At 68.8% G+C, this 20,288-nt stretch carries 22 protein-coding genes; 13 read left to right on the top strand and 9 right to left on the bottom strand.

Going from position 1 to position 20,288, the window contains the following annotated elements:
- Positions 1-4 precede the first annotated feature (4 nt).
- From LXB15_RS13685 to LXB15_RS13665, 5 genes are all read right to left on the bottom strand, one after another.
- On the bottom strand, positions 5-1,126 hold the full coding sequence (locus LXB15_RS13685) for a glycosyltransferase family 4 protein (RefSeq protein WP_233948979.1): 1,122 nt from the start codon (positions 1,124-1,126) through the stop codon (positions 5-7).
- Positions 1,123-3,186, bottom strand: coding sequence for an NAD-dependent epimerase/dehydratase family protein (locus tag LXB15_RS13680; protein ID WP_233948978.1), 2,064 nt, complete (start codon positions 3,184-3,186; stop codon positions 1,123-1,125). Before LXB15_RS13680 ends, LXB15_RS13685 begins: the two co-directional genes overlap by 4 nt.
- Positions 3,183-4,286, bottom strand: coding sequence for an NAD(P)-dependent oxidoreductase (locus tag LXB15_RS13675; protein WP_233948977.1), 1,104 nt, complete (start codon positions 4,284-4,286; stop codon positions 3,183-3,185). Before LXB15_RS13675 ends, LXB15_RS13680 begins: the two co-directional genes overlap by 4 nt.
- A 109-nt stretch (positions 4,287-4,395) precedes the next feature.
- Positions 4,396-5,775 carry a UDP-glucose/GDP-mannose dehydrogenase family protein gene (locus LXB15_RS13670; RefSeq protein WP_233948976.1) on the bottom strand — a complete coding sequence of 460 codons (1,380 nt, stop codon included), beginning with the start codon at positions 5,773-5,775 and terminating at the stop codon, positions 4,396-4,398.
- Between the two features lie 423 nt (positions 5,776-6,198).
- The gene (locus tag LXB15_RS13665; protein ID WP_233953171.1) at positions 6,199-7,152 is read right to left on the bottom strand and encodes a zinc-binding dehydrogenase; all 954 of its coding nucleotides are present in this window, start codon (positions 7,150-7,152) and stop codon (positions 6,199-6,201) included.
- Between the two features lie 240 nt (positions 7,153-7,392).
- Here LXB15_RS13665 and LXB15_RS13660 point away from each other — a divergent pair, with 240 nt between their 5' ends.
- Complete coding sequence (locus LXB15_RS13660) at positions 7,393-7,581, top strand: hypothetical protein (protein WP_233948975.1); 189 nt, start codon at positions 7,393-7,395, stop codon at positions 7,579-7,581.
- Entirely contained in the window at positions 7,578-7,754 is a 177-nt protein-coding gene (locus LXB15_RS13655; RefSeq protein ID WP_233948974.1) for a hypothetical protein, read from the top strand. Before LXB15_RS13660 ends, LXB15_RS13655 begins: the two co-directional genes overlap by 4 nt.
- 58 nt (positions 7,755-7,812) lie before the next feature.
- Here LXB15_RS13655 and LXB15_RS13650 read toward each other — a convergent pair whose 3' ends face one another.
- On the bottom strand, positions 7,813-8,259 hold the full coding sequence (locus LXB15_RS13650; RefSeq protein WP_233948973.1) for a DUF2383 domain-containing protein: 447 nt from the start codon (positions 8,257-8,259) through the stop codon (positions 7,813-7,815).
- A 350-nt stretch (positions 8,260-8,609) separates the two neighbouring features.
- Here LXB15_RS13650 and LXB15_RS13645 point away from each other — a divergent pair, with 350 nt between their 5' ends.
- Together LXB15_RS13645 and LXB15_RS13640 are read left to right on the top strand one after the other, a co-directional pair.
- Positions 8,610-8,846 carry a hypothetical protein gene (locus LXB15_RS13645; RefSeq protein ID WP_233948972.1) on the top strand — a complete coding sequence of 79 codons (237 nt, stop codon included), beginning with the start codon at positions 8,610-8,612 and terminating at the stop codon, positions 8,844-8,846.
- Positions 8,847-8,976: 130 nt separating this feature from the next.
- Positions 8,977-9,348 carry a DUF427 domain-containing protein gene (locus LXB15_RS13640; protein WP_233948971.1) on the top strand — a complete coding sequence of 124 codons (372 nt, stop codon included), beginning with the start codon at positions 8,977-8,979 and terminating at the stop codon, positions 9,346-9,348.
- 159 nt (positions 9,349-9,507) lie between these two features.
- Here the strand turns inward: LXB15_RS13640 and LXB15_RS13635 are convergent, their stop codons facing one another.
- The 3 genes from LXB15_RS13635 to LXB15_RS13625 form a co-directional block, all read right to left on the bottom strand.
- On the bottom strand, positions 9,508-9,927 hold the full coding sequence (locus LXB15_RS13635; RefSeq protein WP_233948970.1) for a hypothetical protein: 420 nt from the start codon (positions 9,925-9,927) through the stop codon (positions 9,508-9,510).
- Positions 9,928-10,180: 253 nt separating this feature from the next.
- Positions 10,181-10,855 (bottom strand): RraA family protein, encoded by a 675-nt coding sequence (locus tag LXB15_RS13630; protein WP_233948969.1) that lies wholly within the window; start codon positions 10,853-10,855, stop codon positions 10,181-10,183.
- Between the two features lie 85 nt (positions 10,856-10,940).
- Positions 10,941-11,630, bottom strand: a complete 690-nt coding sequence (locus LXB15_RS13625; RefSeq protein WP_233948968.1) for a fumarylacetoacetate hydrolase family protein — start codon at positions 11,628-11,630, stop codon at positions 10,941-10,943.
- A 283-nt stretch (positions 11,631-11,913) separates the two neighbouring features.
- On the opposite strand from LXB15_RS13625, the gene LXB15_RS13620 reads away from it, so the two are divergent.
- The 9 genes from LXB15_RS13620 (at position 11,914) to LXB15_RS13580 (ending at position 20,276) form a co-directional block, all read left to right on the top strand.
- Positions 11,914-12,942 (top strand): ABC transporter substrate-binding protein, encoded by a 1,029-nt coding sequence (locus LXB15_RS13620; protein WP_233948967.1) that lies wholly within the window; start codon positions 11,914-11,916, stop codon positions 12,940-12,942.
- On the top strand, positions 12,939-13,754 hold the full coding sequence (locus LXB15_RS13615) for an ABC transporter ATP-binding protein (RefSeq protein WP_233948966.1): 816 nt from the start codon (positions 12,939-12,941) through the stop codon (positions 13,752-13,754). Before LXB15_RS13620 ends, LXB15_RS13615 begins: the two co-directional genes overlap by 4 nt.
- On the top strand, positions 13,751-14,608 hold the full coding sequence (locus LXB15_RS13610; protein WP_233948965.1) for an ABC transporter permease: 858 nt from the start codon (positions 13,751-13,753) through the stop codon (positions 14,606-14,608). Before LXB15_RS13615 ends, LXB15_RS13610 begins: the two co-directional genes overlap by 4 nt.
- A gap of 25 nt (positions 14,609-14,633) precedes the next feature.
- A complete protein-coding gene (locus LXB15_RS13605; RefSeq protein ID WP_233948964.1) occupies positions 14,634-15,374 on the top strand; it encodes a GntR family transcriptional regulator in 741 nt (246 codons plus the stop codon).
- A 52-nt stretch (positions 15,375-15,426) separates the two neighbouring features.
- Positions 15,427-16,446: an ABC transporter substrate-binding protein gene (locus LXB15_RS13600; RefSeq protein ID WP_233948963.1), complete on the top strand. Its 1,020-nt coding sequence runs from the start codon at positions 15,427-15,429 to the stop codon at positions 16,444-16,446.
- A gap of 291 nt (positions 16,447-16,737) precedes the next feature.
- Positions 16,738-17,871 (top strand): transporter substrate-binding protein, encoded by a 1,134-nt coding sequence (locus LXB15_RS13595; protein WP_233948962.1) that lies wholly within the window; start codon positions 16,738-16,740, stop codon positions 17,869-17,871.
- Positions 17,868-18,470, top strand: a complete 603-nt coding sequence (locus tag LXB15_RS13590; protein WP_233948961.1) for an ANTAR domain-containing response regulator — start codon at positions 17,868-17,870, stop codon at positions 18,468-18,470. The genes LXB15_RS13595 and LXB15_RS13590 overlap by 4 nt, the downstream gene beginning before the upstream one ends.
- The gene (locus tag LXB15_RS13585) at positions 18,448-19,359 is read left to right on the top strand and encodes an ABC transporter permease (protein WP_233948960.1); all 912 of its coding nucleotides are present in this window, start codon (positions 18,448-18,450) and stop codon (positions 19,357-19,359) included. The genes LXB15_RS13590 and LXB15_RS13585 overlap by 23 nt, the downstream gene beginning before the upstream one ends.
- The gene (locus tag LXB15_RS13580; RefSeq protein ID WP_233948959.1) at positions 19,356-20,276 is read left to right on the top strand and encodes an ABC transporter permease; all 921 of its coding nucleotides are present in this window, start codon (positions 19,356-19,358) and stop codon (positions 20,274-20,276) included. Before LXB15_RS13585 ends, LXB15_RS13580 begins: the two co-directional genes overlap by 4 nt.
- Positions 20,277-20,288: the final 12 nt, after the last annotated feature.

Below are 20,288 nucleotides of genomic sequence, written 5' to 3'. Positions count from 1 at the left end.
CGGTTCAGCTCGCATGCAAGGGTTCGGCGGCGGCCCGTGCCGGGGCGAGGCGGCCATAGGCCGCCTGCAGCGCCTGCATCTGCCGCTTCGGGGTGAACTGCCCCGCGCGGACATGGGCCGCGCGGCCGAGCGCATCGCGCCGCTCCGGGTCGGCAATCAGCGCATTCACGGCGTCGGCGAAGGCAGAGGGATCGCGGGGATCGGCGAAGAGCGCGGCGTCCTGCCAGATCTCGCGATAGGTCGGGATGTCGGCCATCACCAATGCCGCCCCGGTCTCCGCCGCCTCCAGCGCCGCAAGCCCGAACGGCTCGTAGAGCGAGGGGGAGACGAAGATCGCGGCGCGGGCCATCAATCGCCGTATCCCGGCGCTCGGCAGGGAGCCTAGCTCCTCCACGTGGCGGAAGGCGAAGCTCTGGCCGTTGCCGCCGTGGCAGGAGCCGGCGGCGCGGACCGGCCAGGCGGCGCGCTCGCCCAGATGGTCGAGCAGGGCGGCGTTCTTGCCCTCGTCCCACCAGCGCGCCGCCGCGAGCACGAAGGGCTCCCGCGCTTCCTGCTTCTGCCAGGTCGTGCTCTCGACGGCGTTGGGGACGATCGCCAGCTTCCCCGCGGTGCCGTAGACGCGCTTCAAGGCATCGGCATGCGCCTGCGTCGGCGCGAGTACGCCATCAGCCCGCTGCAGTCCCTCGCGGTTCATGTCGAACAGCCACCGCCACTCCGGCGGAAGCGCGCCGCCTCGCATGGCATCCCACCAGGTGGCGACGCAGGAATGCGATACGGCGACGACCGGAAGGCTGGTCTGCAGTCCGGCGGCCTGGCTGGGCAGGTTCAGGTGCAGAAGGTCAACGCCCTCCGCGTCGGCCAGCTGGCCGAGGCGTCCGGGGATCGCGGCGAGCTCCTCCGGCCCCGCCGCGATCCAGTCCAGCTTCTCGTCGAGAACCATCAGCCGCGTCCGCTCCAGCGCGGCGACCTCGTGCTGCTGGGACTCGGACGGCCGGGGGCCGATGTTCACGAGAAGCACGCGTGTCCCGACAGCGTTCAGGGCTGCGGCCAGATCGACCGAATAGCGCCAGACGCCGCCGACGGCATCGGTCGTCATCAGCACATGGCGCGGCTGAGCGCGGCTCACGCCGACAGCCTCCGCCGGTCCTGGGCAAGCAGGACCGGCGCCGCCCGCAGGGATGCCAGCCGGTCATCTTCCAGCGGGCCTTCCGGGCTGCTCAGCCAGGCATGCAGATCGCGCAGACCTTCCTGCCAGCCGATCTTCGCCCGCCAGCCCACTGTCTCGGTCAATTGCCTCGTGTCGGCGACGAAGTATGTCTGGTCGCCCTGGCGCGTGTCGCTGTAGCGGATGGCCAGATCGCCTCCGACGAGGTCCGAGATCACCGCGAGGACGGTCCTGAGGCTGACCGCATTGTCGGGGCCGCCGCCGAGATTGAAGGCGCGGCCCTGCACCGTGTCGATGTTCGCCAGCAGCGCCCGGTAGGCGGCCACGGCATCGGCCACGTGCAAGATGTCACGCACCTGCTTGCCGTCGCCATAGATGGTCAGCCCCTCGTCGCGCAGCGCCCGGATCAGGAAATGGGCGACCCACCCCTGGTCTTCGGTGCCGAACTGGCGGGGACCGTAGATGCAGCTCATCCGCAGCACCGCGGTCGGAAGGCCGTAGGATTTCGCGTAGTCCAGCACGTACTGGTCCGCGACGCCCTTCGAGCAGCCATAGGGCGTGCAGAAGTCCAGCCGTCTCGCCTCGCTCACGCCGTGAGCGGCGATGTCGTTGTCGGCCGGCGCGTAGCGATCGGCCTCCTCCTTCATCGCGAGATCGGCAAGATTGCCGTAGACCTTGTTGGTCGACGCGAAGATCACCGGGGTCTTGCGCCCCGAGCGCCGGACGGCTTCCAGCACGTTCAGCGTGCCGCGCGCGTTCACCTCGAAATCCGCCATCGGCTGTTCGAGGCTGGTGGTGACCGCGACCTGGGCAGCCAGATGGAACACCGCGGCGGCGTCCTGGACGACGTCGATGAGGCGCTGCTCGTCACGCATGTCGTGGGGCTGCCAGTGCACGAGCGGGCCATGGCGATCCCTCAGCCACGCCAGATTGCGCTCGACGCCGGGCCGGCTGAGATTGTCGATGACGACGACGTCGCGGCCTTCGGCAAGGAAGCTCTCGGCGATGTTGCAGCCGATGAACCCCGCGCCGCCAGTGACCACGATCGGCGCGGCCCCCTGCCGCAGATGCGGGGCGGCGAGCGCCATCGTCTCGCGTACGGCCGGAACCCCGCCCTGCGAGAGGAGGCGCCCCAGGAGCTTGGGCCGGCCCGCCGCGTCGACGACGCCCATGTGATAATGCCGGTCGTCGAAGCGCAGGCCTTCCTGCACCGCGACGTCGCGCTGGATGTCCTGCCAGCCATACCAGTAAAGACGTTCCGCCGGGGCGCCCAGCGCCTGGAGGAAACTCTCCGCCTGCGTCGCTCCGTCGTGCCGCCAGGTGGCGTAGCCGGCTTCAGTGATCCAGATTTCGGCGGCCGGAGCGTACCGGTCGAGAACGGAACGCGTCTGGCCGATCAGGTCGTCCCAGCCGTTCCAGGTGCTGTTCTCGCTGTCCCAGGTGCCCGGAAAGCCGTGCAGGCCCACGACGTCCATCTTCGCCAAGAGGCCGCGCTCGCCCATCAGGTGCAGCCAGTTGGCATCGAAGGGGCTGAGGCCGCCGAGCACGGTCTTGTAGCCGCGTTCCTGCGCCCAGTGCGCGGCGGCGCCGACCATCTCGCAGAATAGGGCCCAGTCGGTGTCCTCGCGCCAGTCCCAGTCGAGGAGGTTGTTCGGCTCGTTCCACAGCTCGACGGCGGTGAAATGCGCGCCGTATCGCGTCAGGACGTGGTCGATGAAGTCGGCATAGTCCAAGAGGCGGAAGGGGGCGCCCGCGGACGTGCCGGTGCGCGACAGGGACGGCGGCGTGTAGTGGACGCAGGGCAGAAGCTCGAAACGCTCCGCGATCTTCGGGATCAGCCAGTCGTACCAGGCGGGCCCTTCCGGCTGATGATACTCGGCCCAGGAGAGATGGGTGCGCAGGAAGCGCGCGCCGGCGCGCTCCATCGCGTCCAGCGCGCTCAGCGTGCGCTCGTGCTCGCCGGGGCGGAACCACTCGGCAAAGCCGTAGGGCTTGTCCTGACCCGCGGATCCCGCCTTCATGCCACGAGGCCTCGTGCTTCGAGGTGCTTGCGCATTTCGTCGTTACGATCGGTGACTTCCTGCTGCGCCACCCACGCGGCGAGTTCGCCGAGCGAATCCTCCAGCGAATGGCGCGGCTCGAAGCCGAGCAGCGCCCGCGCCTTGGAGATGTCGGAGAAGCAGTTGCGGATGTCGCCCGAGCGGGCCTTCATCATGATCTCGGGCTCGACCGGGCTGTTCATCGCCTGCGCCACCATGCGCGCGACGTCGGTGACCGAGTAGGACCGGCCGCTGCCGATATTGATCGTCTGGCCCTTCGCCTCGGGCCGCTCGAGCGCCAGGCGGAAAGCCCGGGCGACGTCGCGCACATGCACGAAATCACGCCGCTGCAGCCCGTCCTCGAAGATCGTCGGGGCCTGTCCCTTGGCGATGCGGGAGGAGAAATTGGCGAGGACGCCGGTATAGGGATTGGACAGCGCCTGTCCCGGGCCGAACACGTTGAACAGGCGCAACGCCACCGCGTCCACCTTGTAGGCGTTGGCGAAGATCAGCACCGCCTGTTCCTGGAAATACTTCGTCAGCGCGTAGATCGAGGCGAGATCCACCGGCTTCGTCTCGTCGGTGGCGACCGGACGCAGCACGTCGCCGTCCGGCCCGAGCACATCCCAGCGCCCCGCCGCGATGGCCGCGGGGTCCCGGCGGGCGTTGTCGATGACCTCGCCGGAAGCGGTCTTGTAGCGCCCTTCGCCATAGACGCTCATGGACGAGGCGACGACGATGCGGCCGACGGGCTGCTCGATCAGTTCCTGAAGCAGCACCGCCGTGCCGACGTCGTTGGTGCTGACGTAGCGCTCGATCTCGTACATGCTCTGGCCGACGCCGACTTCCGCCGCCAGGTGAACGACGCCGTCGACGCCCGAGAGGGCGGCCCGCACGGTCTGGGCATCGCGGATGTCGCCCTTGCGGATCTCCACGCCGTCCAGATCCACCGGCTGCCCGGCCCCATGCACCTGGTCGATCAGGGCATCGAGAACCCGCACCTCGTGGCCGTGATCGAGAAGTTCCTTGCAGACCTGACGTCCGATGAAGCCGGCACCGCCGGTGACGAGAAAGCGAGACAAGCGTTACTCCTCTGTACTGTTGGCGTCCGTGCGGGACGTTCGATGGCGGATAGGCGGGTCAACTGGTGCGGATGTCCCACGAGGGAACCGCCCGGACCCGATTGCCTCCTCAGCCCACCGCCACTTGGCCGTCTCCGACCGCCTGGCGTTGCCGCCGGCCCGAACCGGCCTGCTCCGGGGACCGCGCGTCGTCGCGGAGGGGAGCGGAGCCGATCGGATGGTAGAGGAAGCCGGCCTCATCCATCGCTTCGCGGGAGTAGACATTGCGGAAATCGATGAAGGTCGCGCCGCTCATGCGGCGCCGCGCCGAGACGAGGTCGAGCATGCGGAACTCGGCCCACTCCGTCACCAGGACGGCAGCGTCCGCGCCTTCCAGTGCCGCCGCCAGCGACGGGGCCTGATCGGCCCCTTCCAGTTCGGAGACGCCATCGGCATCCACCTGCGGGTCGTAGAAGCGGACCGCCGCGCCGGCCTCGACCAGCGCGGGGATCAGCCGCAGAGCTGGCGCCTCGCGCAGGTCGTCGGTGTCGGGCTTGAAGGCGACACCCAGTATGGCGATCGTCTTGCCGGCGCAGGAACCCAAGGCCTCGGATACGCGGGAGGCGAGGCTCTCCTTGCGGTCTTCGTTGATTGCGACCACGGCCTCGACGAGCCGCTGGGGTCGGCCCAGCCTGCGGCCAATATCGACGAAGGCGCGCGTGTCCTTCGGGAAGCACGAGCCGCCGAAGCCGGGGCCGGGCTGGAGGAAACTCGGGCCGATCCTCGCGTCGAGGCCGATGCCGCGCACCACGTCCCGGACGTCTCCGCCGGTCGCCTCGCAGAGGTCGGAGACCTCGTTGGCGAAGGCGACCTTCATCGCCAGGAAGGCGTTGGCGGCGTATTTTATCAGTTCGGCGTTTTCCGGCGTGGTGAACACGACCGGCACGCTCTGTTCCATGAAGCTCCGATAGATCCTTTCCATGCCGGCGCGGCCGGCGGCGTCGTGACAGCCGACGACGATCCGGTCGGGTCGCAGGAAATCTTCCACGGCCCGGCCCTCACGCAGGAACTCCGGATTCGAGACCACCGAAAAGGCCAATTCCGGGCGGCGGTCCGAAACGATGGCCCTGATGGCGCTGTTGGTCCCGGCCGGCACGGTGGACTTCACCACCAGGCAGGCGCCGGGCCGCAATTGCGGGGCCACCATGCGCGTGGCGTCGAATATCTGCGAGAGGTCGGCCTCGTCGCTGCCGGGCAGGGACGGTGTGCCGACCGCCAGAAAGACGAAGTCGGCCCGGGCGACGCCCTTCGGCTCGAACCGGTCAAATCGCAGGCGGCCCTCGGCGACCTGCTTTTCCATCAGCGCATCGAGGCCGGGTTCGTAGATCGGGCTCCTGCCGCCCTTCAGCGCCGCCACCCGCTCGGCGTCGGTATCCAGGCAGAGCACGTCGAAACCGAGCTTGGCGAGGCAGGTACCCGTGACGAGGCCGACGTAGCCCGCACCGATCATCGTGATCCGCGGAGTGGGAAGGCTGTTTCTGCGGGGTTCGGCAGAGATCGTTTCTGCCTCGATATCCGGAATGCGAAGGTTCATTGCCGCCCACCACCGGCCTGCGGGAGGACAACGTGCTGGAATGTAGCAATTCTCATCAGGCTTCCCTGCAACTCACAAAATTTACGCCCGCGGCCCTGGCTTCTGCGCCGAGGAACCGCGGTCTGGAACTGCACAATGGTGGTCAATGAACTAGGCAGCAGCAGCAGCAGGGGAAGACGCTGCTTGGGAAAGGTCGGCAGCAGGCTACCGATTCACCGGACATACTGGGACGCACCGGCTGCGGCCGGATGTGCCCGCGCGAAGCCGGAATAGCCGGGGGAGGGGTATCGCGTCCGCCGGCAACCGTATCGGGTGGGCGCGCCGCCGCGGCGGCTGACGCTACATCGTCACCAGCGCCTTCATGAAGCCGTCCGGGCGATCGCGGGTCATGTTCAGGGCTTCGTCGAGGCGATGCAGCGGAAAGCTGTGCGTGTACAGCGGGCGAGGATCGAGACGGCCGCTGGTCAACGCCTCCACCGCCGCCCGGATGCCATCGACATAGACGTTCGGGTCGCGCTCGTGCGCATTGATGACGTCGAGGCCGCGCCAGTTCCACGACTGCATGTTGACCTGGCGCGGTCCGTCCTGATGGTAGCCGGCGATGACCAGACGCCCCCGCTCGGCGGTGAGTTCCCCTGCGAGATCGAGCGGCCACTGCTTGCCGACCGCCTCGATGACCCGCTCGCACATGGCGCCGCCGGTCAGCTCCCGGACCTGCTCGATGATCTGGTAGTGATCCAGCATGGGGATCGTCTCGGCGGCGCCCATGCGCCGCGCCATCTCCAGCGCATAGGGGCGGCGCGAGATCGCGATCACGCGGGCCCCCGCCGCGGCGGCGAGGCGGGTCAGGATCGCGCCCAGGAACCCGATGCCGACGATGGCCACCGTCTGGCCCGCCTGGATGTCGCTGCGGCGGAAGATGTTCATCGCGCAGCCGAGCGGTTCGCCGGGAAGCGGCTGCCGATCGAGTTCCGCCGGCAGCCGCACCACCGAACTCGCGGGGCCTACATCGTAGCCGGCGTAGCTGTTGTAGAAGAGGGCCGAGACCCGATCGCCCACCGCCACGCCGGTGACGTCCTCCCCGACTGCGTCGACGACGCCCCAGCCTTCGTGCCCCAGCCCGCCGGGGGCGGTCGGGAATTCCATCCACTCCGGCCCCGCCCAGGGCGTCAGGTTGGACGCGCAGACGCCGCAGCCTTCCAGGCGGACCCGCACCTGCCCTGCTGCCGGAAGCGGGCGCGCCACCGTCTGGATTTCGATGCGCCCGGGTCCGGTGACCACGGCTGCCTGCATCGTCTCTCGCGTTGCCTCGGTGCTCAATTCGTCCTCGTCATGCTTGCGGCTTCGGTGTATCGGGCGGCGGCCATGCAAAGCCACGGCCTCATCGCGCTCGACATTCTGCCGGCCTACCGTGCCGTCCGTCGGCGTTCAACCGCGAGATGGTCATCCGGCCACGTTGCCGGGAAGCGGTCGTCGCGGAACCGCCTGCGCGGTCTGCGGCGTTTCTCCTGTTCCACGGGAGGAGAGAAGAACATGTCGAACACCCATCGCGAAGGTGCCGGAGACGGCCGGACCCCAGCACCTCCGGCCAAAGGCCCGGGGAGCGGCGAAGATGCGCCCACCCCCACAGAAGACGCCGCGGCAGAGGAGGATGTCGACGAGACATCGGCGGGAGGGCTGCATTATCCCGACGAGGGTCAGGCGAAGGAGTCGAAGCGATGACCGTCGAGAGCACCATCCGCGAAGCCATCCTCCAGGAGTTGCGGCGTCAGGCCGAAAACAGCGGCTCGAGACTCAAGATCGAGGCGAGCGACGACAAGGTGACGATCAACGGCCCGGTCGATCTCGATGATCTGGTGATGGTCGTGATGGGTTCGGTCGCAGGCGGACCCTAGGCTTCGAGCGTCGCCCGTGAGGAAGAAACCCGCCGGCGCTGCCGGCGGGTTTTGAGGCTCAGGCCGCTGCGGCCGCGTCCATCCACGCCTTGTGCCGGGTCTCGTCGGCGTACGCCTTCTGGAAGAAGGTGCGGGCGTCCGGCGTCGCGACGTCGTTCTTCGCCGCGTGGTCGTAGGCCATCTTGGTCTCGACCTCGTTGGTCGACATCGCCTTGAGGATGGTCTTGTCGCCGACGAGCGAGGCCAGCGCGATCTTGCCGGTGGTGAGGTACTGCTTGAGGTCGCCTTCCTGGGGGGCGGCCGTTCCGATGGCGCCTGCCATGCGGGTCAGTTCCGCGACGTGGCTTTCGTGATCGGCCTTGAACTCGGCGATCCTCGCCTTCGAGGCCGCGTCGTCGAGCTTCTCGATCGTCGACTCGTAGGCCGCGATGGCATCGTGCTCGAGGATGAGAAGGTTCTCGACGAGCTTCTCGAAGGTGTTTTCGGTTCCGACGGTGGTGACCATGGGGTTCTCCTTGATTGTTGTGCACAGGAAGGCCGAAGCCGGCCCTTCCGTTCCGGGGGGCGCGTCGCACTCAGCCGGGGGCAGGGCGATCGCCTCGAAGCCGTCGGCGAGGCGATGCAGGACCGCCAGTATCTGCGGTCCCGGCGTTGCCGGCCCTGGCCCGCGATGATCAGGCTCGGCTCGAGCGCCGCGAGGGCGCGCATAGACGCCGCCGGCCCGTCCGGCGTCTCCTCCGCCCTCGGCCTCCCACGGGTCCGGCCGTGCCGGGACCACGCGGCTTCTCTCGGACGACGGCAGGAACATCGGCCGCTCCGGGAGCTTTCTCCTACTCAGCACAAGGAGATTCCATCATGTCCAGGACCAACGACAAGCTCGACGACGCCAGCGGTGGCGGCGGTATCGGCGACATTCCGGCGCAGCCCGGCGACGACCGGCCGGCCTCGGTCGAGCGCCATGACCCCGTGACGGACGGCGAGGGCGACAGCGGCCACATCGAGGGCGCGGCGCTGGCGGTCGACAAGGACGCCCGGCGGGACGGCGAGGATCCGGACGACACCGCCGACGAGACGCTCGGGGAATCCCCGTAAGCGTTCGGCCGCGGGGACGGTGGTCCGCCGCGGCCGCGTCGGGCCAGCGGGCCTTGGCCGAAGCCGGTCACCGCCCGGCGGCGGACCCGCGGCAGGCAGCCCCCTTACGACCCAACCATTGGAGACTCACATGGACGAGCTACCCGCAACTACCCCGCAGGGGTCGACCGCCGCGCTCCGCATCGAGCGCGAGCTGCGCCCCGTCGTGATCCAGCGCCACGACGCCGTCATCGCCGCGAGCCGGGACGCGCTTCTCGTTCACGGCCTCAGCGAAACGCCGATCTATTTCGTGCCGCGGCGGGACGTCTACACCGAGCATCTGGTCGAGACGGGCACCGGCCCGGGTCTCGGCGGCCGGGACGCGAAATTCTGGTCCGTCACCGCGTCCGGCGGCGGGCTGGAGAACGCCGTGTGGATGTTCCTCAGGCCGGAAGGGGCGATCGAACCGCTCCTGGACCATTTCGGCTTCGATCCGAACCCGTTCAACATCACGGCGGGCTGACGGCGGCGCAGACGGAAGGGCCAGCGGTGGCGGCACCCGGCAGGCTGCGGAGCATCCCGGAGAAGAATTGGCTCCGGCTGCCACGATTTGCCTGCCTGGGCTGTCGCCTCGGCCGTGAATCGGCGGAACCGGCAGCACGCTTGAGCGCAACTGCCACCGTCAGACGCCCTTCTCCTTCGCCTCGGCCAGCGCGAGTTCCAGCCCTTCCAGGACGATGAAGACCAGGCTCGCCGCGAAGCCGGCGATCAGCCAGCCGAACGGCCCGTCGAGCAGCAGGCCCAGGAAATAGGCCACTCCCATCGCGCAGCCGACCGACAGCAGGTTGAGCATCCGTCCGAGCAGCTTGACCGTGTCGGAGCGTTGCGGGTCCTCGCGAAGCAGCAGCAGCGTCAGCAGTTCCGCGACCATGAACGCGCAGACCGCGCCGCCGGCCGCGGCGAAGATCTCCAGCGGGCCCGGCGTCGCGATCGTCGCGAGCAGCGCGTAGCTGCCGGTGATGGTGATGGAGTAGGCATAGGCGGACGAGTTGTCCATGACGCTGAGGCGCAGGTTCTTCAGCACCAGTCGTTTGGCCGTCATGCGTCTGCCTCTGTTGTGCCGGCCGCTCGCCGGGCGCCGGGCGGAAGGCCGGTCCGGCCAGTCGTCCCGCGCGGGTCGAGCGAAACGCTCCAGATAGCGTTCGTGATCCACTTCCGCAGGCCGGCTACCATCATCGGGAACGGCGGTCCCGGATCATGAAGGGGCTCACCGGATCCTGTCCGGCGGGATGCGGCGAGCCGGGACGCCACCGATCGCCACCCGCCGTTCCGGCGCAGCGCGGCGCGGGCGGATGTCAGGCGTCGCGGTACTCGCAGCCGGCGGCCTCGAGCGCCCGGTCGATCCAGGAGCGGTCGTCCGTACCGGCGCGGATCGCCAGCATCATCCGCTGCTCCGCCGCGAGCTTCTCCGCGGCCCGCTCGTGCACGGCCACGATCTCGCCGGGGGCGATCGCCAGCAGGCCGTCGGTGTCGCCGCAGACGAGGTCGCCGGGCGAGACCGGCATGCCGGCGACGGCGATCGGCGCGTTGATCGTGCCGGGTCCGACCTTGTAGGGGCCGCGATGGGTGACGCCCGCGGCGAAGACCGGAAAGCTGCCGCGCGCCAGTTCGGCGCTGTCGCGGATCGCCCCGAAGATGACGATGCCGGCAAGGCCCCGCTGTTCGGCGTGGGCGGCCATCAGTTCGCCGATGATGGCGTTCTCCAGCGCGCCGCCGGCATCGACCACGACGACGTCGCCCGGCGCGGCGAGGTCCAGCGCCTTGTGGACGATGAGGTTGTCGCCCGGCCGGGTCTTCACGGTGAAGGCGGTGCCCGCCATGCGGCTGCCGTCATGCTTGGCGCGCAGCGGCATGCCGACGCCGTGGAGGCGCTCCATGGAATCGCTGATCGTGGAAACCGGCAGCGCCTTGAAACGCTCAATCCAGGCCGGGTCGATGCCACCGCGCCTTGGATGAATGGTGAAGCCCATCGTCTTAGCTCCGCTGGCGAGGTGCCGGTCGATGCCGGCCGCGGCCTCGCCGGGTGCTGACCCGGCGCGCCGCGGTCGATAAGGGTCAGGCGAGGCTGTCGCCCACCGTGACGTGCAGCACGGGCAGCTTGTCGATCCGCGCCTCGATCCGGTCGCCCGGCTTGACCGGGCCCACGCCGTGCGGCGTGCCGGTCAGGATGACGTCGCCCGGCATTAGCTCGAAATAGGTCGACAGGTTCGCGATGATCTCGGGGATCTTCCAGATCAGCAGTTCGATGTCCGATTCCTGGCGGGTCTCGCCGTTCACCGTCAGCTCGATGCGGCCCGACTGGATGTGGCCAACCTTTGCCGCCGGCGCGATCGCGCCGCAGGGGAAAGAGTGATCGAAGGATTTGGCGATCTCCCACGGGCGCCCGCCGCCCTGGATGTCGCGGCGCGTCATGTCGATGCCGACGGCATAGCCGTAGATCTGGTCGAGCGCCTTGTCCTGCGGGATGTTCAGCCCGCCGCCCTTCATGGCGAGCACCAGCTCGACCTCGAAATGGAAGTCCTTGGTCATCGTCGGATAGGGGATGGTCCCCCCGTCCAGCACCAGCGAGTCGGCCGGCTTCTGGAAGAACAGCGGCGGATCGCGATCCTCGTTGCCGCCCATCTCGCGCACGTGGGCGACGTAGTTGCGGCCGACGCAATAGACCCGGCGCACCGGGAACTGGGCATCCGACCCCTCTACGGGGATCGCGGGGATCGCCGGGGCATCGACGACATACTGGCTCATGGACTTTCCTCCCATCGTTGGATGGGCAGAGGAAGCACATGAAAAATGCCGGAAACAACAAAAAAACGTTTTGCGTCGCAACAGAACGGGCCGGCGAAGGCGCCATTTCAGCGAAGATCAGGTCAATCTTCGGGCGCTAATGCGCGGATTCGGATGATTTGTCCGGCTTTCTTCGCACGTGCAATACAGGTTATCCCTTCCGAAAACGTTTTTTCTGATGTTATCTTTCCCTCACGCACATCAGCCGAGAAGAGCGACGGTGCGCCACCAGGGAGGAAACATCATGGCATTCCGCACGTCATCGAAGCGCGTCGGCATTCTCGCCGGCCTTGCGGCTCTCGCGCTTTCCGGCACGACGGCGTTCGCGCAGGAGCCCACGGCCCTGACGATCGTCGTCCCGAACCCGTCGGCGCTCAACAATTTCCCGCTGCACAACGCGATCGGCGAGGGCTACTTCGAGGAGGAGGGGCTGACCGTCACCGTCGAGGCGGTCAACGGTTCGGCCTCCGTGCTGCAGGCCCTGGCCTCGGGCCAGGCGCAGATCGGCAATCCGGGCCCCGGCCCGGTCCTCTCGGCCCGCGCGCGCGGCGAGGAGGTGGTGTTCATCTACAACCAGTATCCGAACTCGATCTTCGGCCTCGTCGTGCCTGAGGAATCGGACGTGCAGGCGCCGGCCGAGCTCAAGGGCGAGACCATCGGCGTCGGCACGGCGGACGGCGCCGAGGTGGGCTTCACCCGCGCGATCATGGCGGAAGCCGGCCTGATGGAGAACGAGGGCTACGAGTTCCTGGCCATCGGCGACGGCGGCACCGCGGCCGCCGCCATCCTCGGCGACGAGGTCGCGGCCTATGCGGCGGCGGCGAGCGACGCGGCGATCATCGAGGCGCGCGGCATCCCGCTCCGCGAGATCACGCCGGACGGCTTCCTCAGCTATTTCGGCAATGGCTGGGCGGTCACCCAAGCCTACCTCGACGAGAACGAGGACGTCGTCGAGCGCTTCGGCCGCGCCCTCGTGAAGGGAACCCGCTTCGGCCTCGACCCGGCGAACAACGAGAAGACGCTCGCCCACGCCGCCGCGGCGAACCCGCAGGAGGGCGAGGACACCGCGCTCGCGGCGCTGCTGCTCGAGGCCGCGCAGACCCGGATCAACCCGCAGGAGCAGTTCCGCGACAAGGGCTTCGGCTACCAGCCGCCCGAGCACTGGGAGCTGTGGCACAAGGCGCAGGTGGAGACCGGCGCGCTGAAGGCGCCGCTGGCCGACCTCAATGCCGCCTACACGAACAAGTTCGTCGAAGGCTGGAACGCCGAATGAGCGCGGCGGCCGGCGAGATCGATCGTGTGGTCGCCGACGCCGGCCGCCCTGTCGTCTACGAGCTGTCGCGCGTCACCAAGACCTACGGAAGGGGCGCGATCCACGCGCTCGACCCCGTCGATCTGACGCTGAGGCGCGGCAGCTTCTCGTCGATCATCGGGCCGTCGGGCTGCGGCAAGTCCACGCTCCTGAAGATCATGGCGGGCCTGGTGCCGCCGACCAGCGGCCGCGTCGTGCTCAACGGCACGCCGGTGATGGGGCCGCGCCGCGACATCGGCATGATGTTCCAGCAGGCGACGCTGTTTCCCTGGCGCACGACGCTGGAGAACGTCGTCCTGCCGATCGAGATCCGCGATGGCCAGGCGGCCGCCAAAGCGAGCCATGCGAGCGCCCGCGCCCTGCTGGAGCTGGTCGGCCTGTCGGGCTTCGAAGATGTCTATCCGGACAAGCTCTCGGGGGGCATGGCGCAGCGCGCCGCGATCTGTCGCATGCTGGTCACCGACCCGTCGATGCTGCTGCTCGACGAGCCGTTCAGCGCGCTCGACGAGCTGTCCCGCGACTTCATGAACATGGAGCTGCAGCGCATCTGCCTGGAGAAGAACGCCACCACCTTCCTCGTTACCCACTCGATCCCCGAGGCGGTGATCCTGTCGGACGTCGTCTATGTCATGTCGCCGCGGCCCGGCCGCTTCGTCGAGATCATCGAGATCGACCTGCCGCGGCCGCGCTCGCTCGACATGCTCACCGATCCGCGCCTCGCCGCCTATGTCCGGCGCATAAGGGCGCTTCTCGACGAAGGAGCCTTCCAATGAGCGAGTATTCCGCCGTCGAAGCTGCCGAGCCGGACACGGTCTGGACCGAGCGCGCCTCCTATATCGACCGCGTGCCGCGGCCGATCGCCATGGCGCTGCTGTTCGCCGCCTTCATCGGCATCTGGCAGCTCGTCCACGTCTTCGGCCTGGTGTCGCCGATCATCCTGCCACCGCCGTTCGAGGTGGCGGAGGACATCGTCTTCGTCGGCAAGAACCTGTTCTCCGGCGGCTACATGCTGGTCGCCTACTGGATCACCTTCAAGGAAGTGATCTACGGCTTCCTCATCGCCATGACGATCGGCTTCTCGCTCGGCGTCCTCGTCGGCGAGACCAGCTTCGGCGAGCGGGTGGTGCTGCCCTATCTCGTCGCCATCGACACCATGCCGAAGGTCGCCTTCGCGCCGCTCTTCGTCGCCTGGCTCGGCTTCGGCATCTCCTCGAAGGTGGCGCTCGCCGCCTTCATCGCCACCTTCCCGATCGTGGTCGCGACGGCCGCCGGCCTGCACGTCGCCAACGACAACGCCCGCATGCTGTTCAAGACGCTCGGCGCCAGCCGCTGGCAGACGCTGTTCCGGATGAAGCTGCCGACCGGCCTGCCGCAGATCTTCACCGGGCTGAAGATCGCCTCGGTCGGCGTCATGGCGGGGGCCATCACCGGCGAGTTCCTCGGCGGCGGCAAGGGCTTCGGCGAACTGATCCGGGTTGCCGCCTCGCAGCTCAACACGCCGCGCATCTTCTCGCTGATCGTCTTCCTGTCGGTCATGGGCCTTGCCCTGTTCTGGACCGTCGTATGGGTCGAGCGGCGCTTCGTCTTCTGGCATAAGTCGTCGGTCGCGGGCGGCCCCGGTCTCTGAGGGCCGCGATGAAAAGGCGCCCATCATGAGCCTGCTGGTACCCGAGCCGCCCCTGCAGAAGCCGTCCGACAAGACGACATCGGCGACGCTCGTCTACCAGAAGCTCCGGCGCGACATTCTCAACGGCACGATGAAGCCGGGCCAGAAGCTGCAGATCGACCAGGTGGCGCAGCGCTACGATTCCGGCATCAACCCGGTGCGCGAGGCGCTGAACCGGCTATCGGCCGAGCGGCTGGTCGACCGGCGCGACCAGCGCGGCTTCTTCGTGCCGCCGCTGACGCTGAAGGCCTTCCGCGAGCTGGTGCAGTCGCGGTGCTGGATCGAGGCGCTGGCGCTCGAGCAGTCGATCCTCAACCGCACCCAGGCCTGGGAAGACGAACTCATCACCACCCATTACCGGCTGGACCGCGAGCCGGTGCGCCTCGCCGACGAGCATGGCGGCGACAACTCCGCCTGGGAGGAGCGCCACCGCGCCTTCCACAACGCCCTGATCGGCAACAGCGGCTCCTCGTGGATCACCAGCTTCTGCCACGACATGATGGACCATGCCGAGCGCTACCGCTTCGCCTCGATGTCCGGCACCTATCCGCGCCGCGATTCGCGCGAGGAGCATCGGGCGATCATGGAGGCGGCGATCGACGGCGACATTGCCACGGCGACCGCGCGCCTGACCGCGCATTACCGGCTGACCCTGCAGCGACTGGAGGAACAGACCAGCGCGCCGGTGCCGGACGAGGCGGAGGCGCCAGCCGCCGCGACGGACTGACACGCCGCTTCGGGAGGAGCGGCGCCAGCAACAGACAAACGGGAGGACGATCATGCGATCAATCTGGACGCTCACCGCCGCGGCGGCGCTGCTGGGGCTCATGGGGGCGGGCCTGGCGGCCGCCCAGGACGCGGCCGCGCCGCGCGACATCACCGTGGTGCTCGCCAACCCCTCGGCCATCAACATCACCCCGGTGTGGACGGCCATCGGCGAGGGGTACTTCGCCGATGAGGGCCTCGCGGTCACGATCCAGGCGGTGAACGGCTCGGCCGCCGTTCTGCAGGCCGTCGCCGCGGGCCAGGCCGAGATCGGCCAGCCGGGGGCAGGGCCCACCATCAACGCGCGCGCCGGCGGGCTCGACGTGCAGTTCTTCTACAACCTCAACCCGCAGAGCGCCTTTGGCGTGCTGGTGCCGGCGGATTCGGACATCGACTCGCCCGAAGACCTGCGCGGCAAGGTGATCGGCGTCGGCACCGCCGACGGGGCCGAGACCGCCTTCGCCCGGACGATCATGACCGACGCCGGCATGGAGGAAGGCAAGGACTACGAGTTCCTGGTGGTCGGCGACGGCGGCCTGGCGGTCGCCGGCTTCACCCGCGGCGACATCGACGCCTATGCGGCGGCGACCAGCGACGGTGCCATCCTGAACCAGCGCGGTCTGCCGATGACCAACATCACCCCGGACAAGTTCCGCACCTATTTCGGCAACGGCTTCGTGGCGCTCGCGCCGTTCATTGCCGAGAATCCCGACGTCATCGAAGGGTTCGGGCGGGCCGTGGCGCGCGGCTCGACCTTCGCGATGGACCCCGCCAACATCGACACGGTGCTGAAGCACACCGCGACCGGCAACCCGCAGGAAGGCGAGGATCCCGATTTCGCCCGGGCCCTGACCGAGGCGATCATCGCCCGCCAGACGCCGCCGGAAGGCAAGCGCCTCGGCGAGAACGACCCGGTTGCCTGGAAGGCCTGGCACGACAGCCTGCTCGCCTCCGGCGACCTCGCCGAGCCGCTGCCGGACCTCGACGCCGCCTACAACAACGACTTCGTCGAAGCCTGGTCCGCCGGCCGCTGACGGAGCGCCGCGGGCAGGCTGGAGCCTGTCCGCGGGTCTCTCAGGAAGGCACGATGCCGTCCCCCATAAATCACAGCCCGGCGCACAGTGCGGCACCACCCGGTTGCGTGGATTGCAGCCGCGCTTGCCCATGAAATAGGCATGCTGACCGGGGCGGCAGTGCGCTTGACTCCGCACCGGCCGCTGCTACGCTGACTGGACATACCGGCCCTGATCGCCGGACGGCATTCGAGCCCCGTACGCCCGTCGATCCCTGTCGACGTGCGGCGGGGCTTTTTTCGTGGGAACGACGTGAAGCGACGCATCGAGATCGGCATCCTCTACTCGCGCTCGGGCAACTACCAGCTGTTGTCCGACGCCTGCCGCGCCGGCGCGATGAGCGCCATCGCGGCGGTCAACGCCGACCCGGCTGTCGGCGTCGAGTTCGTGCCGGTCGAGCGCGATCCGCAGGGCAAGGTCGATCGCTACGCCCCGCTCTGCGAAGAGATCCTTCGGGGCAGCGAGGCGCGCCACGTCATCGGCTGCATCACCTCCTGGAGCCGCAAGGAGGTGATTCCGGTGCTGGAAAAGACCGGCGGGACGCTCTGGTATGCCTGCCCCTACGAGGGCTTCGAATCGAACGACCACGTCGTCTACATGCATGCCTGCCCGAACCAGCATCTGGTGCCGCTGCTCGGCCATGTCGTGCCGCGCTTCGGCGCCGACGCGTTTCTCATTGGCTCGAACTACATCTGGGGATGGGAGACCAACCGCGTCGCCCGCGATCTGATCGGCGACGCCGGCGGCCGCGTGCTTGGCGAGCGCTATCTGCCGCTCGGCGACACCGACGTCTCGCGGCTGATCGACGAGATCCGCGCGACGCGGCCGAACTTCGTCCTCAACCATCTGATCGGCCCGTCCTCCTACGCCTTCTTCGCCGCCTATGACGAACTGGCGCGCGAGGACCCGTATTTCGCCGCATCCTCCTGCCCGATCCTGTCCTGCAACCTGACGGAGATCGAGCTGCCGGCGATCGGCGCCGCCGCCGAAGGCCACATCGCCGTCGGCCCGTATTTCCACGACCGCGCGAAGCCCTGGCCGGACCCGGCGACGGCGCCGGAGTTCGCCACGCGCCCGTCCTCCTTCTTCGCCGCCGCCTACAGCGCCGTGCTGGTACTTGCCGACCGGCTCGCCGCCGAGCCGGCGGGCGGAACAGCCGCCCGCATCCCGGACTTTTCAGGCCGGCGCTTCGCGACGCCCTTCGGCGAGATCGCCATCGATCCGCAGACTCAGCACGCCCGCCTGCCGGTGCGCATCGGCCGGGTGCGCGAGGGCGGTTTCGACGTGGTCGAGGAGAGCGCCCGGCATGTCGATCCCGACCCCTATCTGTCGCGCTACGACCCGGCGCAGGTGTTCCCGCGCCCCAGCCTGAGGGCCGTCTCGTGACGCGCCGCAGCCGCATCCCCAATCTCGGCGGGGCGAAGGCCTTCGTGCTGCATCCGCCGCATGCGACCACCGCGGCGCTGCTGCGCCAGCTGGCGGCGATCGGGCTCGATCCGGTCGAGTGCTGGCCGGAGCTGCCGGCGGACGCGCTGGTCGCCGACTTCGTCTTCTTCGATGCCGATCTCGGCTACGACGCGCAGTTCCCCTGGGCACCGGGCGAGGCGCCGATGCCGATGATCGCGCTGATCGGCTCGGAGGCGCCGGGCCGCATCGAATGGGCGCTCTCGCACGGCGCCCATTCTCATCTCGTCAAGCCGGTTGCCAATTCCGGCATCTATTCGGCGCTGCTGATCGCCCGGCAGGGCTTCGAGGCCCGCCAGCGTCTCGCCGACGAGGTGCGCGGGCTGAAATCGCGGGTTGCCGACCGCCAGACCATCGTGCGCGCAGTCGTCGCGCTTGGCGCCGGCGGGGTCGGCGAGGAGCGGGCCTATGCCCAGCTGCGGGCGCTGGCGATGAGCTGGCAGACCACGATCGAGGAAGCGGCGCGCCGCGTCCTGGAACTCGAGCAGGGAGGTCGCGATGAGCGGGCAACTCGTCTCTGAACCGCTGCCCAACGTGGCGACTCCCTTGGCGAAGCCGGCGAGCGTGCTGGCGCAGTTGCTGCGGCGCCCGCTGGCGGTGATCGGCCTGGTGCTGATCCTCGTCACCGTCGTCGGCGCCATCGCGGCACCGTGGCTCACCGCCTACGACCCCAACGACCAGCTCTTCGACGGGCTGACACTGGAGGGCGCACCGATGCCGCCCGGCGGCGCCTACGTCCTCGGTACCGACCTGCTCGGCCGCGACCTCCTGACCCGCATCCTCTACGGCGCCCGCACCTCGCTGATCATCGGCATCGTCGCCAACGGCGTCGCGCTGCTGATTGGCACGCTGGTCGGCGTCACCGCCGGCTTCTTCCGCGGCTGGATCGGCGCCATCCTGATGCGCTTCACCGACCTGATGATGGCGTTCCCGGCGCTGCTGCTGGCGATCTGCCTCGCCGCCGTGCTGTCGCCGAGCCTGTGGATCGTCGCCATGGTGATCGCGCTGGTCAACTGGGTGCAGACCGCGCGCATCATCTTCGCCGAGACCAGCTCGCTGGCCGAGCGCGAGTTCATCGACGCCGAGCGCGCCATCGGCGCGTCGACGCCGCGCATCCTGTTCCGCCACATCCTGCCGCATCTGCTGCCGACGATCATCGTCTGGGGCACGCTCGGCATCTCGACCACGGTGCTGCTGGAGGCGACGCTGTCCTATCTCGGCGTCGGCGTGCAGCCGCCGACCGCCTCCTGGGGCAACATCATCTTCGAGAACCAGACTTATTTCCAGGCGGCGCCCTGGCTGGTGTTCTTCCCCGGCGCGGCGATCCTGGCACTGGCGCTCGCCTTCAACCTCGTCGGCGACGCGATGCGCGACATTCTCGATCCCACCCAGCGGGGGCGGCTGTCATGATCGCCTATCTCGCCCGCCGGCTGATCCAGTCAGTGCTGATCCTGCTCGGCGTGTCGCTGATCACCTTCGCGCTGCTCTACTGGCTGCCCGCCGACCCGGTGCGCCAGATAGCCGGCCGCAGCGCTTCGGCGCAGACCGTCGAGAACATCCGCCGCGAGCTCGGCCTCGACCAGCCCTTCGTCGTCCAGTACGGCCGCTATCTCTGCGGCCTCGTGCAGCTGGATTTCGGCCGCTCCTATCTGCAGCGCTCGGAAGTCTCCGAGCTGATCGCGGCGCGCCTGCCGGCGACGCTGCTGCTGATGCTCGGCGCCATCGTCTGCGAACTCGCCCTCGGCCTGACCATGGGGCTGGTCGCGGCGCTGCGGCGCGGCACCGCCACCGACCAGGCGCTGATGGTCGGCTCCTTCGTCGGCGTCTCGGCGCCGCAGTTCGTCGTCGGCCTGCTGCTTCTCTACGTGTTCGCGGTGCGGCTCGGCTGGTTCCCGATCGGCGGCTACGGCACCTTCGCGCATCTCGTCCTGCCCTCGCTGACGCTCGGCATCCTTGGCGCCGGCTGGTACTCGCGGATGATGCGCTCCTCGATGATCGACGTGCTGCGCCAGGACTACATCCGCACCGCGCGCGCCAAGGGCCTCGCCCGCTACACGGTGCTGTTCCGCCACGCGCTGCCCAACGCCATCCTGCCGGTGATCGCGATGATCGGCATCGACATCGGCCTGTTCATGAGCGGCATCGTCGTGGTCGAGAGCGTCTTCGGCTGGCCCGGCATCGGCCAGCTCGCCTGGCAGGCGATCCAGCGCGTCGACATCCCGATCATCATGGGCGTCACCCTGGTCTCGGCCTGCGCCATCGTCATCGGCAACCTCCTCGCCGATCTCGTCGCCCCGTTTATCGATCCACGGATCAAGCTCCAGTGACCCCTCAACGAA

It is taken from the genome of Aurantimonas sp. HBX-1, from assembly GCF_021391535.1.
GTDB lineage: Bacteria > Pseudomonadota > Alphaproteobacteria > Rhizobiales > Rhizobiaceae > Aurantimonas.
The sequence above is the reverse complement of the archived record's forward strand: the minus strand, read 5'-3'. Positions and strand labels throughout refer to the sequence as shown.